Source organism: Euzebyales bacterium, from assembly GCA_036374135.1.
Lineage (GTDB): Bacteria > Actinomycetota > Nitriliruptoria > Euzebyales > JAHELV01 > JAHELV01.
This window is the reverse complement of sequence record DASUUK010000049.1, coordinates 1-12,976: the sequence shown is the minus strand read 5'-3', so window position 1 is coordinate 12,976 and position 12,976 is coordinate 1. Positions and strand designations below refer to the sequence as shown.

Annotated in this window: 14 protein-coding genes; 5 read left to right on the top strand and 9 right to left on the bottom strand. The window is 71.5% G+C overall.

From position 1 onward, the window contains the following. The first annotated feature begins 177 nt into the window (after positions 1–177). The 3 genes from VFZ70_08590 to VFZ70_08580 are packed head-to-tail and all read left to right on the top strand — an operon-like array spanning position 178 to position 2,457. A complete protein-coding gene (locus tag VFZ70_08590) occupies positions 178–963 on the top strand; it encodes an SDR family oxidoreductase (protein ID HEX6255857.1) in 786 nt (261 codons plus the stop codon). Positions 964–1,013: 50 nt separating this feature from the next. Further along, a complete protein-coding gene (locus VFZ70_08585) occupies positions 1,014–1,436 on the top strand; it encodes a glyoxalase superfamily protein (GenBank protein ID HEX6255856.1) in 423 nt (140 codons plus the stop codon). 34 nt (positions 1,437–1,470) lie between these two features. After that, entirely contained in the window at positions 1,471–2,457 is a 987-nt protein-coding gene (locus VFZ70_08580; GenBank protein ID HEX6255855.1) for an RNA polymerase subunit sigma-70, read from the top strand. A gap of 102 nt (positions 2,458–2,559) precedes the next feature. On the opposite strand, the gene VFZ70_08575 is transcribed toward VFZ70_08580, so the two are convergent. From VFZ70_08575 to VFZ70_08550, 6 genes are all read right to left on the bottom strand, one after another. Next, on the bottom strand, positions 2,560–4,176 hold the full coding sequence (locus VFZ70_08575) for an FAD-dependent monooxygenase (GenBank protein ID HEX6255854.1): 1,617 nt from the start codon (positions 4,174–4,176) through the stop codon (positions 2,560–2,562). Continuing rightward, positions 4,176–4,751: a hypothetical protein gene (locus tag VFZ70_08570; protein ID HEX6255853.1), complete on the bottom strand. Its 576-nt coding sequence runs from the start codon at positions 4,749–4,751 to the stop codon at positions 4,176–4,178. Before VFZ70_08570 ends, VFZ70_08575 begins: the two co-directional genes overlap by 1 nt. A gap of 300 nt (positions 4,752–5,051) precedes the next feature. After that, positions 5,052–5,603, bottom strand: a complete 552-nt coding sequence (locus VFZ70_08565; GenBank protein HEX6255852.1) for a ferric reductase-like transmembrane domain-containing protein — start codon at positions 5,601–5,603, stop codon at positions 5,052–5,054. Then, positions 5,600–6,502, bottom strand: coding sequence for an FAD:protein FMN transferase (locus VFZ70_08560; protein ID HEX6255851.1), 903 nt, complete (start codon positions 6,500–6,502; stop codon positions 5,600–5,602). Before VFZ70_08560 ends, VFZ70_08565 begins: the two co-directional genes overlap by 4 nt. Before the next feature lie 5 nt (positions 6,503–6,507). Then, a complete protein-coding gene (locus VFZ70_08555) occupies positions 6,508–6,765 on the bottom strand; it encodes a hypothetical protein (GenBank protein ID HEX6255850.1) in 258 nt (85 codons plus the stop codon). Positions 6,766–6,936: 171 nt separating this feature from the next. Then, on the bottom strand, positions 6,937–7,650 hold the full coding sequence (locus VFZ70_08550) for a SagB/ThcOx family dehydrogenase (protein ID HEX6255849.1): 714 nt from the start codon (positions 7,648–7,650) through the stop codon (positions 6,937–6,939). A gap of 871 nt (positions 7,651–8,521) precedes the next feature. Between VFZ70_08550 and VFZ70_08545 the strand changes: the two genes are divergently transcribed. Together VFZ70_08545 and VFZ70_08540 are read left to right on the top strand one after the other, a co-directional pair. Next, positions 8,522–9,211, top strand: a complete 690-nt coding sequence (locus VFZ70_08545) for an alpha/beta hydrolase (GenBank protein HEX6255848.1) — start codon at positions 8,522–8,524, stop codon at positions 9,209–9,211. A gap of 16 nt (positions 9,212–9,227) precedes the next feature. Continuing rightward, positions 9,228–9,674 carry an LLM class flavin-dependent oxidoreductase gene (locus tag VFZ70_08540; protein ID HEX6255847.1) on the top strand — a complete coding sequence of 149 codons (447 nt, stop codon included), beginning with the start codon at positions 9,228–9,230 and terminating at the stop codon, positions 9,672–9,674. A gap of 549 nt (positions 9,675–10,223) precedes the next feature. Here the strand turns inward: VFZ70_08540 and VFZ70_08535 are convergent. The 3 genes from VFZ70_08535 to VFZ70_08525 all read right to left on the bottom strand — a co-directional run. Next, positions 10,224–10,901 carry a hypothetical protein gene (locus VFZ70_08535; GenBank protein HEX6255846.1) on the bottom strand — a complete coding sequence of 226 codons (678 nt, stop codon included), beginning with the start codon at positions 10,899–10,901 and terminating at the stop codon, positions 10,224–10,226. Beyond that, the gene (locus tag VFZ70_08530; protein HEX6255845.1) at positions 10,898–11,641 is read right to left on the bottom strand and encodes a helix-turn-helix domain-containing protein; all 744 of its coding nucleotides are present in this window, start codon (positions 11,639–11,641) and stop codon (positions 10,898–10,900) included. Before VFZ70_08530 ends, VFZ70_08535 begins: the two co-directional genes overlap by 4 nt. Before the next feature lie 537 nt (positions 11,642–12,178). Further along, on the bottom strand, positions 12,179–12,976 hold a 798-nt coding region (locus tag VFZ70_08525; GenBank protein ID HEX6255844.1), incomplete at its 5' end, for an alpha/beta hydrolase.

Here is a 12,976-nt window from a genome sequence, read left to right as displayed (position 1 = left end):
CGGGTCGGTGGGTGCCGCAGAGCCGTCGCGGATTCCCGCGGCCGAGTCCTGTGGTCAGGCTCGCCAGTCATCGGCACGGAGTCCCGCGCCACAAGAGAATCATCGGTGGACCGATGAGTTGTGCGCCCGGTCGACGTTGCACGGTGTACTGACGTCGATCCGAGATCGGAACGAACCATGGGCGAGCTGTTGGAAGGTAGGAATGCGATCGTCTACGGCGGTGGTGGGGGCCTCGGTGGCGCCGTGGCCCACGCGTTCGGGCGTGACGGGGCGCAGGTGTTCCTGGCCGGCCGGACCCGCGAGCCGCTGGAGGCGGTCGCCAAGGCCATCGAGGCGGCGGGCGGCTCCGCGCATGTGGACGTTGTCGACGCGCTTGACGAGGCCGCGGTCGACGCGCACGTCGACGATGTCGTCGCGCGTGCCGGCAGCGTCGACGTGTCGTTCAACCTGATCAGTCGTGGCGACGTGCAGGGCACGCCGTTGGTCGAGATGTCCACCGAGGACCTGCTGCGCGCGCCGATCAGCGGCCTGCGCAGCACCTTCCTGACCGCGCGCGCCGCGGCGCGGCGGATGATCGTGCAGCGGTCGGGGGTGATCCTGCACCTCAACAGCGCCTCTGGTGCAGGTGCGATGCCGGGCATGGGCAGCACCGGCCCGGCCGACGCGGCGATCGAGTCATTCATGCGCTACCTGGCCGCCGAGGTCGGGCCGAGAGGCGTGCGCGTGTGCGGCATCTGGACCGCCGGCGTCGAGGAGACGCTGGCGTCGGACAAGCTGGCCCAGGTCAACCCGAACACGCCGGACCCGCAGACGGTGATCGACATGATCTCGGGCATGGCCGCGCTGCGGCGGACTCCGCGGCTGGCCGATGTCGCCGAGACCGCGGCGTTCCTCGCCTCGGACCGCGCGGCCGGCATCACCGGTTCGATGACCAACGTCACCGCCGGCCTGGTGCTGCGCTGAGCACCACCTGCCGACCGACGTCGACCCATACATCACAAGGAGCGCACACCATGGACTACAAGCTCGAGCTCGTGCTGGTGCCCGTGACCGACGTGGATCGCGCCAAGGCGTTCTACACCGATCAGGCGGGCTTCGCCTGCGACGTCGACCACCGCGCCGGCGACGACTTCCGCGTCGTGCAGCTGACCCCACCCGGGTCGGCGTGCTCGATCAGCGTGGGCGTCGGCATCACCGACGCCGAGCCCGGATCGGTCACCGGTATGCACCTGGTCGTCACCGACATCGTCGCCGCACACGAGGAACTGACCGGCCGCGGCGTCAAGGTGAGCGAGATCCGCCACATGGGCCCGAACGGGTGGCAGCCCGGCCCAGACCCCGAACGCGCCGAGTACAACTCCTTCGCTGACTTCCGCGACCCCGACGGCAACACCTGGGTGCTGCAGGAGGCCCACCGCGGTGCGCCCGCCGCATGACCAGCGCGGCCAGATCCAAGGGGATGGTGTGCTGATGACGCAACAGACGGACGGCTCCGTCGCCGCGGCGGTCGCTGGTGACGAGCATGCCTTCGCGGCGGTGACCCAGCTCCACCGCCGCGAGCTGCACGTGCACTGCTACCGCATGCTCGCGTCGTTCGACGAGGCCGAGGACGCCGTACAGGAGACGTTCCTGCGGGCGTGGCGCAACCGCGACACCTTCAAGGGTGACGCGCTGTTCCGGGCGTGGCTGTACCGCATCGCGACCAACGTGTGCCTGGACGGGCTGCGCAAGCGGTCGCGGCAGGCCACCGAGCCGCGCTCGTTCGCCGACGTGCCGTGGCTGCAGCCGTACCCGGACCGGCTGCTCGACGAGATCGCGCCGCCCGACGACCAGCCCGACGCCGTCGCGGTCGCGCGCGAGACGATCGAGCTGGCGTACCTGGCGGCCCTGCAGGTGCTGCCGCCGCGGCAGCGCGCCGCGCTGCTGCTGCGCGACGTGCTCGGCTGGCCGGCCAGCGAGACCGCGGAGCTGCTCGAGACGAGCGTCGCGGCGGCCAACAGCGCGCTGCAGCGCGCCCGCGCGACGATGCAGCAGCACCTGCCGTCGCAGCGGTCGGAGTGGTCGTCGCAGGAGCCGACGGCCGACGAACGCGAGCTGCTCGCGCGGTTCATCGACGCGCACGAACGGTGTGACGCGGCCGCGGCGGCCGCAGCCGCGTCCCACGACATCCGCGTCACGATGCCGCCACAACTCATGGTCTTCGACGGGCTCGACGCGATCGCGCCGCTGCTGGAGCGGGCGTTCGGCGACGAGCGCGAGGGCGAGTGGCGGCTGCTGCCGACGATGGCCAACCGCATGCCGACCGCCGCGAGCTACCTGATGCGACCCGGCGACACGCTGTACCGGGCCTTCAAGTTCGACGTCCTGCGTGTCGAGGACGGCACGATCGCCGAGATCACCACGTTCGGCCCGTCGCTGTTCGGCGCCTTCGACCTGCCCGAGACGCTTCCCGCGTGACAGGGGGTCCGGCCAACCGACGGCTGCAGACGATCGGCCTGCGGCATCGACACGCACAACCGACCCCTGGACGATCCCGATTCTGGTCATCCTGGGGACGCCCTACGCGACGGACCCGGGCAGCCAGCGGGTGAGGTGGCGCGTGACCTCATCGAGGTCGCTGGCAGCGCTCCGGTACGCGACGTGCCCGTCGGGCCGGACGAGGTACTGCGCGGTCGGACCGGCGCCGAGCTCGGCGAGCGCCTGCCCATGCGGGTCGTGCAGCGCGCGGACGCCCGGTTCGTGCCAGGACGCGTCGGAGAGCAGGACGATGTCCACGACACCGTCGAACCGCCTGCGGAAGCAGGCGAGCTGCGACGGGCGCCATGTACCGGCGGATCCGCACAGCAGCAGGTGGAACCGGGGTGCGGCCACCGCCTCGTGCAGTCGGCAAGGTGCGCCGTCACGGTCGAGCAGTACGTCGGGCATGCGGGATCCGGCACGCGGACCGTGCCGCAGCCTCGGCAGCCCCTCGGTCGCCAGCAGGCCGCCGCCATAGGCGACGCCGAGCTGCCCGATCGTGCGCAACGCGAACCGCCGCGGCCACGGCAGCGCGACCGCGGCGGGGACGAGGAGCGGGGCGAGCGCTGCGCGAGCCCACTGAAGCACAGGATGGTCCGCGGCCTCGCCGAAGAAGATCAGGTGCGTCAGCAGCAGCGACGTGCGCGCCGTCGGACGCCGTTCGGCGTCGTACGTGTCCAGCAGGGCCTCGTCGCCCAGGCCCGTCGCGACCAGGCCGAGCTTCCACCCGAGGTTGCACGCGTCCTGGATCCCGGTGTTCATGCCCCGCGCGCCCGCAGGACTGTGCACGTGCGCGGCGTCGCCGGCGAGGATGACCCGGCCGGACCGGAACGTGCCGGCCAACCGGTGCTGCTGGGGGATGTCGGTGAGCCATGCCACCTCCCGCACTGCCACGCGGCCGGCCGTGAGCATGGCGACCCGCCTGCGCAGACCGTCGGCATCGAGCGCACCGGACGCCCGCGATCGCCGGCCGCGGATGAGGATGACCCGCCACGGCGCGAGCTCCCCGCCGGCGAACAGCACCACTCCGCCGTGGGGGCTGACGAAGGCGTGCACCGGTTCTGCCGAGAGGTCGGCGTCGATCCCGACGTCCGCGAGCACCACGGACTGGCGATACGCCGCGCCGACGAACTCGATGCCGACGTCGTCCCGCACCGTGCTGCCGGCACCGTCGCAGCCCACGACGTAGCCGGCCTCCACCAGCTCATCGCTCCCGTCGTGGTGGCGCAACGTGGCCGAGACCGTCGACGGACCGGGCCGGCAGCACCGGAACTCCGTCCCCCACTCGACGGTGAGCCCGCGGTCCGCGAGGTGTGCGCGCAGCACCGCCTCGGTCTCGGCCTGGCGCAGCACGAGCAGGAACGGGTACGGCGTGTCGTGCAGGCCAGCGTCGTGCATGGCGATGGTGACCGCACGGCCGTCGAGGTGCAGTCGCGCCGCTGCGGTCGTCTCGCCCCGCGCGACCAGTGCCGAGGTCACGCCGGTCGGCCGGAGCACCTCCAGGGTGCGCGGCTGGACGACGATCGCCCGCGATGGGCGGACCGGTGTCGGACGACTGTCGACGATCCGCACGGTCGCACGGTACGCGACGAGCTGGGCAGCCAACGCGAGCCCCGTGGGCCCTGCGCCCACGATCAGCACGTCGGCTGGCACGCCCATCACCCGCTCCGTGGCGCCACCGGTCCGGCCGGCGGGACGAGACGGGACCACGCCGGACCGTCGGTGACCAATGTCGGGTCACGCAGCACCGCGTCGCGCCGGACCGGTGAGACCACGTGGTGGTGGACCGACTGCGGCGCGGAGACGAGCGCCAGCAACCGCGCGAGCGTCTCGGCGTAGTGCACCGCCCGGTCCGCGCCGTCCCACTCGTACAGACCCCGGTACACGCCGGTATGCGGATCGGTCAGCCACAGCTTCGAACGGAACCCTGGGAACCCGGCGAACAGCGGAGTGTGGAGCACGCACTCCCGGCGGAACGCCGCGTGCAACCACGGGTTCGTCCCGACCAGACGGAGGCTGAACCGCACGACGAGCACGGCCGGTTCGGTCGTGGGGAGGCCGTCGACGAGTGTCTCGCGGAACACGTACGACGTCGTACCGTCCGCAAAGTGCAGCGGCCGGGCGCGGTGTGTGGTCGGTTGTGACAGCCTGCCGGCCGTCAGCAGCTGCGAGGTCGCCCAGACAGAACGCGCGAACTGCCCGGCGGTCGTCGACGGCAGTCGATCGCCGAGCATCCTTGGCCCCCGACGTCGCGGCATGGGATGATCGCCTCCGCCCATCAGTGTGGCGGCGTCACCCGTCGATCGGGTGTGCCGCTCGACCCGCAGACGGCGGGTCCTCGGTCCCCGGCCTGCCGGCTATCGACGTCGCCGACGACGACCCTGGCCAACGGTCAGACGGCGTCCTCCCGTGCCGGGCTCGGCGCCGATGGACGGCAGGCGCGGCCGAGCATCACATCGCCGATGAGCAGCAACGTCACCACGACCCGGGTCCTGCGCATCGCTGGCGGTCCGGGACAGCTCCATCGCGCGGCGTCACTCCCGACGGGTGGCGTCGGCAGTGCCGAGCGGGACGGGCAGCCGGAACCACAGCAGCAGCGCGATCGTCGCGCTCAGACCGCCGACCGTGAGCACGACCAGGGGATGATCGGCGTCGGTGCCGGCCAGGAGCAGGTGCGCCGTCGCGAACACGAACAGCGGCACGCTGAGGTGGTGGATGCGGCGCCACCACCTCAGCGGCATCCGTTGACGCGCCAGCGACGTGACCTGTACCGCCACGGCCATGTAGAGCGCCAGGATGCCGAGCGCGAGCGCCACGGGTCGCCACGTGGTGGCGAACGGCACGACCAGGTCGACGACGCGGAACTCGATGTAGTCGTCGATCAGCAGGCTGACGAGGTGCAGGGCGGTGAACACCAGGCTGAGACCGCCGAGGAAGCGGTGCCAGTCGAGCATCCAGTCGGGCGGTGGCCGCCGTCCGAGCAGACGGGTCGAAAGCAGCAGGCCGACGATCACGGTGACGCCGATCAGGGCGTACGCCACGAGTCCGCTTGCGCGGACGACGAACCACCAGGCCTGCGGGTTCATGGTCGCCGGTGGAGCCGCCGACTCGCGCGGATGGCCCCGCGATCCTCGACGACGATGCCGTCGACGCCCCAGCGACGGAGGCCCGCTCGGGCTCCCGCCGGACCGGACAGCAGCGCGGCCAGGGCGTAGATCTCGGCCTGCCACGCCGCCGGCGCGACCACGGTCACGGCGGTCACGCCGGTGTTGGCCGGGTCGAGCGTGGTCGGGTCGATCAGGTGGTGCATACGGCGCCCGGCGAGGACCCACGTACGGCGCCCGGTCCCGCTCGTGGCCACACCAGCATCGGTGACCGCGACCGTGCGGTCGGCGGCGGCCACCCGCCATCGCTCGTCGTGCGGACCGGCTCCCCAGAGGCGCAGGTCGCCGCCGATGTTCACGCATCCACCGCGGATCCCGCGGTCTGCGAGGTCGGCACCGATGAGGTCGGCCGCCAGCCCCTTGCCGATGCCACCCGGGTCGAAGCCCGCACCGTCGGGGAGGGTGACGGTCCCCGCGTCCCTGTCGATGCTGATGCGCGCACAGGTCCGCGGATCGTGGTGGACGGGGTCCGGTGACGGGGCGACGGCGGGCAACAGCGCGAGGTCGTCGGTGTAGCCGGCCCGCCGCACGGCAGCCAGCAGGGTCGGGTCGTAGCGGCCGTCGGTGTCACTCCAACCCCGGCGCGCCAGGTCGACCAGCAGCATCGTCTCCCACGACACCGGGGCGGGCCGTCCGGCCTTCGCGTTCATGCGGCTGACCTCGCTGTCGGGGCGGAACCTGCTCCAGCGGCGATCGAGCTGGTGCAGTCGGGAGACCGCGGCCGACAGGACCTGCGAGGTGCCGCCGACCAGTGTGAGCTCCGCAACGCTGCCCATCACGCGGAAGCGGTGTCGCAGCACCGGCCCGACGCTCGCCGACACCGACATCAGCTCGGGGCGGTCGTCGTGTCGGGCGGGCTGTCGACGACGGTCACGGAGCCGTCGCGGTCGAGGTCAGGTCGGCCTTCGAGCCAGGCGCGCAGCGCCGCCCTCGCCTCGTCGTCGCCGACCTCCCCGCCGATGCGCACCTCGACCGTCCGCGCGGGCGAGGCCGGCGCTGCGCGCCGCTGGCTGTCGCGGGCCATCACTGCGACGATGCCGAGCGCGGCGGCGAAGCTCAGGCCCGCCGTCAGTACGCGTGCCACGAGAGCCGGATGTCGTGGTCGCCGACGTGGGCTCACGGTGACGGTCCTGCTCGCAGCGGTCGCGCACCCACCGTCGCCGCCGAACGTCGTGCGCGCAACTTGCTCGCGCCACTCCGCAAGCTCCGCTCCGCTCGCAACGGCCCGGGGCGCCTGACGGCTCAGAAGCCTTCATCAGGCCGGGCGCCCGACGGGGATCAGGTACAGCGGCTCGGTGCCGTCGGGCATGCCGAACAGCTCAGCGACAGCGGGGTCGTCGAACGCGCCGGTGGGCACCGCGCCGACTCCCAGGACGGCGGCCTGCAGCAGCACGTTCTGCGCGGCGTGGCCCACCTCGATCAGGACGTACTGCTCGGCCCGCCCCCCGTACTTGCGCGCGCTGCGCTCCTCGACCCCCGCGATGGCGATCACCGCGGGCGCGGTGTGAAAGGCGCGCTGGTCGAGCGCCGCCGCGGCGAGGTCGTCGCGGATGTCGGTGTTCGACACGGCGGCGACCTCGTGCCCATCAGGGCGGTAGTGGTAGATGCCCTGCTCGTGGGCGACGTAGACCTCGAGCGGGTAGAGCCCTCCGGCGGACGGCGCGGTGCGGCCCTGCTCCCGCTGACCCTGCGCGGCCCACAGCAGCTGTCCGAGCACACCGAGCGTCAACGGCGTGGGGTCGAACTCCCGCACCGAGCCGCGGCGCAGGATGGCCTGCTCCAACGACGTCTCGCCGTCGGTGCGAGGAGACGGCAGTGCCAGCACGGGCACCACCCGCACCGGGTCGTCCCGGGCGACCGTGCCGTCCCCGGCGCGCAGCGCGACCGCCGCGACCGCGGCCATGACGAGCGACACGGCGCTGGCGAGCACGACCGCGCCGATCGTCCGTCGTCGGTTTCCGTCCGCCATGGACCCACCGTACGAGCGGAGGCAACGGCGGTGCCGAAGCGGACGCCTGCGCTGACCGCCACCAATCGGTGATCGCTCGGTGGCGCGCAGCCAGCGAGGGAGGCCAACGGGCCGTGGATGTCTGGCGCGTCCGGCATGACGCGTCGGGTGCCGCTACGGTCGTGGCATGGGCGACGACGCGTGCTGGTTGGATCGGACCTGCCTGTCGTGTGGTCGCTTCCTCGACGACGAGCACGCTGACGACTCGCGTTGTCCGCACTGCGGCGCGGAGCGGGTGGTGGACCGGGCGGATGGTCCGCCGGAGTCGTGACGGGGCCCCGTGACCAGCGTGCGATGCCGTCGTGACGGAACGCGCCGACGGCGCCGCCGCACTCGCCCCCCGCACACTTCATGACCGCCTGAACCCGGCTGCATATCGTTTACGACGTATTCTGGTCGGCAATCTCGCCGGCGGCGCCAACTGGACCCTGGTCATCGACGCTGGATGGTTGGACCTCATGGCCGGACCGCCCGGCGCCATCCCCTACCCGCAGATACGGTCTCTCGGTCGGCCGGCGGCCTTCTTCGCCCAGTCGCGACAACCCGTGGCGGGATAGCCTCTCGATCGTTGTCGCCCAAGACGGAAACGTCCAACGCCGACGGATACCGGCATCCGGGCTACCGCCGGGATGGCTCGTCGAGGAGACACTCGGCAGGCGTGCCGGCCGCACGATCACTCAGCGTGACAGCGGCCGGTCTGGTGACCGCAGACCTTCGGGCCAAGGACCGACCGATGTTGGCTGGCTACCGGTCCAGGTGAAGCAGCGAGGGCTGTTGGACGGGCGAGTGGCGTAGCTGTCCGGGCAGCGCTTTACTACGGCCGGAGGTGAACATGGCGACGTTCGTGTTGATCCATGGCGGCGGGGACGTGGGCTGGTACTGGCACCTGGTGGACGATGAGTTGCGTCAGCGAGGCCATGATGTCGTGGCACCGGACCTGCCGTGTGACGACGCCACCGCCAGCCTGCTCGACTACGCCGACGCGGTGGTCGACGCGATCGGCGACCGGCGTGACCTGATCGTCGCGGGCCAGTCCTACGGTGGCTTCACCGCACCGCTTGTCGCCGATCGGCTTCCCGTCGAGGTGCTCGTCCTGGTGGCTGGGATGATCCCTGCCGCCGGCGAGAAGCCAGCGGAGTGGTGGGAGAACACCGGCTATGGGCGGGCCGTGCAGGAGCAGGCTCGCCGCGACGGCGGTCTGACCGGACACGACGACCCGTTCGTCGCCTTCTACCACGACGTGCCGCGTGACCTTGCCGAGCAGGCACTCAGCAAGGAGCGCCCCGAATCGGACGCGGCGTACAACAGCCCGTGGCCGCTGGATGCGTGGCCAGCCGTCCCCACGAAGTTCGTGGTGTGCACCGAGGACCGGTTCTTCCCCGCCGAGTTCATGCGGCGCGTGGTGGCCGACCGTCTCGGCATCGTCGCCGACGAGGTCGAAGCGGGCCACTGCGTGGCGCTCAGCCGTCCCCACGACCTCGCGAACCTGCTCGACAGCTACGTTCCTACCCGCATGCGGTGAGTGCGGAGCCCGGCACATGCCCACAAGCACGCTGTCGGGTGGCGCTCTGGTTGCCCTTGTTCGACGAACTCTCCGACCCGTGGCGGTGGCGCGCCTGGCCGCCGAGGCGGAGGGCGCCGGCTGGGGTGGCACGGGGTCTTCGTATGGGATCACCTGCTGGCAGGCGCCAGTGAGGCAGGTGGCTGACGCGTGGACAACGCTCGCGGCAATCGCGACTGCCACCGAGCGGCTGCGGCTGGGCCCAATGATCATGGCGTCCCTCGCCGCCCGCCGGCCAAAGGTTGCCAGGGAGACCGCGACATTCGACAGGCTCAGCAACGGCCGCCTCACCCTGGTCGTCGGCATCGGCGGCGACCGTGTCGGACGGGAGCTGTCGGCGACGGGGGAGCAACTCGACCACAGGCGCCGGGACCAGATGCTCGACGAGTCGCTGGCAGATCCTCACGGCCGCCTAGTCAGGTGAGCCCGTACACCACCGCGGTCAGCACCATCGACGATGCCCAGTTCCTCCCGCGACCGGGTGCAGCGTCCCGGCGTGCCCGTGTGGGTGGCAGCGTTAGCGGGCAACGCCAAACCGCTTCGCCGGGCGGCCAGCCACGACCGGCGCGGAAGTGCATGTAAAGGCGGCGCAGTTCGGCGTCGTAGATGTCGCCCGCCGCCGCTAATGGCGCGGAACGCTTCGGCGGCACGTGGCCGGACAACCCGAGCTGCTGGGCGAACGCGCCGTGCCACACGCCAGGTGTCTTGCAAGGTCGACGAGTCGGCGGACGGCGTCATCGGCGACGATGGGGGCGAACCATGGAGATGCTGGGCAACGACGACGGACGACCGGAGCCGCGGGTCGGCGCGCAAGTGCGACCCGACGACGTGACCGTGCGCGTGATGGGCGCGGAGCCGCCACACTGACGCTCGCCGCGGGCCGGTCGGCCACCGGCCACTTCATGACCGCCTGACGGCGCGTCTCCCGGCTACGGGATATCGGGCCGAGTCAGCGGTCCACACGTGGCGGCGATCAGCGCGCGGACCGCGGTGCTTCGTCGTGTGGCGAAATGGCCGCGGAGCAGCTCCCGTGCGCGGACGGCTCAGAGTGGTCGGGCCAGTCGTCCGGTGTGACGCCGGCGACCCGAGCAACGGCCAGGCAGCGGTAGACGTCGACGATGTCCTTATCGGCGAGCCGCGCGTTCCACGCGAGCGCCTTGAGCACGAGCGCGGCCAGCGGATCGGGCAAGCTGACCGCGTAGTGTAGGCTAGTGCCGTCGGTGAGTGCGACGTCCACGTCGGCCGACTCGACCGGACGCGAGAGCGCGAAGCTGAGCCCAGAGACCTCGTCGACGACGAGTGCACCGACCCGTCGGTTGTGTCGAGCGCGGCTCGCAGCCGCCGGCACGAGCACGTCGATCGTGTCGTCATCGCGGACGAACCGATTCCCGCCGCGTCTCACGTAGCCCCGTACGGTTAGCTCGTCGACGAACGCGCCGTCCGCGACGACCTGCGTGCGCACGCCGACATCGGCGTCCGCCGTCGTTCGCACCGGTGCGTCCGGCGGTTGGTAGCGGGCGACGAGCAGCGTCACCATCTGCCCGCCGACCAGGCGGTAGTCAGCCGGACCGATGGCCGTGCCAATATCGGCCACCGCGCGGTGCGCCGCATCCTCCGCACGGGACCGCGACGCGGTGGTCAACACCGTCACGTCGGCCACCCGAGGAGATCGGGCAGCGCCGCCTCCAGCGCGGCTGCCGCTTCCCCAGCGTCGGGACCTGGGCCCGCCTGGACGTCGCGCAGCACGACGATGGGATCCGCCAGGGGCACGGTCACTCCGCGGAAGCGCCGCGGCGTAGCGGGTTCGGGGAGGAGCGTCGGGTCGGCCGGAGTGACCAGTCGCAGCACGGCCTCGTCGGGGCCGTCGGCTGCGACCAGGCCGAGCGGGTGCAGATCGACGGTCTTCGCCGCGTACACGATCGACAGTGCTGGTCGCCGCCAGGGGGCGTACAGATCCGCCGCCGTATCGCCGGACACCCGAGCGTCGAGCAGCTGGGGAAGGCAGCGCAGCGTCACGTCCCACGGATCCTGCTCGGCGGTCGCCCACCACATGGATACGCCCTCGGTCGGCGGTGGCGCGTTGTGCAACAGGTGAGCGAGCAGCCGTCGATGGTCGCTCGGACACCAGCCACGACGGCCGATGCGCTCGACCAGATCCCACGCGAGCAGATTGTTGAGGACCTGCGACACCCGCGGTTGCGTGACCCCGATGCGCTCGGCGATCTGCGACTGGATGAGCGGCGTGTGAGCGACAAGGAGCACTCGCGCCACGGCGGTGGCGGCGTACGGCGCCGGGCCCGGTGCGGCGGGACCCGCACGGTTCGCAGTTGCGTCGCCAGGATCCTCCGCGATCGGCCCTCGAAGTCGTTCGCCCTCGAAATCGATGCTCAAGGCGCCATCGTCGGTCGCCCACGACCACCCGAACTCCTCCAAACGCCGCTGGACTCCCGGTGACAGTCGCTCGGCAACGACGAGACTTGGCTCGGTCGCTGCCGTCAGTTCGGACGGTCGCGGCGAGCGACCAGGCCGCACGAGACGGAACGTGGTCCGGCCGCCGTCCCACGAGATGACCACCCGGTCAGCAGCGACCTGGACGTTGTAGCCACGCTCGCCGAGCTGCCGCATCCACTCCACACCGTCAGTATAAGCATTGGCGCATCACGTTGCCATCATTTATACGACCGGTGTGGCGCTCTTACAGCTGCGGCGCCGCAGCCGAGGACGCCACCAAGCACAAGCGCTCGCAACGCGAGTCACACCCGATCTTGCCCGCCTTCGTTGCGCGACACCAGCAGCCGACGGCTCCCATGATTCACATAGACCGCCTGAAGATCGACCATCGCCCTCCCTGAGTTGACGTGAGGCACGCGGAGGTTGTCCGACTGTCATGACCGCACGGCATCCGGGGATACAGGGCGGGTCGACTGCTCAGTCTGGCGTGCGCGTCAGCCAGTCTTGGACCGCGCGGACGCACTCGTCTGGTCGTTCGATGGGCAGCAGGTGGCCGGCGTGTTCGACCGCATGGGGGGTCCACCCCGTGCGCTCGGCGTGGCGCTGATACGACGGCGGGTCGACAAGCGGGTCGTCGGTCCCCCACAGCAACAGCACCGGCACGGGGAGCCGATCGAGTACGTCCAAGACCGGCTGCTGGTCGACGAACATCGCGGTCATGGCCGATGCGAACGCGGTGACGCCGCCGACGAGGAGCCCTGGGCGCTGAGCAGCCGTGGTCAGGTCGTCGACGTACACAGCGACCTGTTCAGGCGACACCAAGCTCGGGTCGCCGCCGGGTACGTCGCCCCGGGCGTTGGCGAACACGTCCACACCGGTCACGGCGGCGCGTTTTCGGGTCAGGGCACGCGGGCCTGCCAGGCGTAGCCCGGCGCGTGCGACCGGCGCTCCGACGGCGAGTGCGGCGCGACCCAGCGTCTGCCACGCCAACTGTTCAAACCGTGCGGTGCGTCGCCAGGGCAACGCCGGCGCGAAGAGCACGAGCCCGGTGACCCGGGCCGGCACAAGGTCGGCGGCCAGCGCCGCGACGAGTCCGCCCATCGACCAGCCGTGCAACACGACCCGGTCGAGTGCCAGGTGGCCGATGACCGCACGGACGAAGCGGGCGTCGACACAGGCGCGGGGGCCGTATCGGTAGGGCGCGCCGGTGTGGCCGGTCACCGTTCCGGGTGGATCGACCGCGATGACTGGACCCAACGCGGTGAGTCGTGGGAC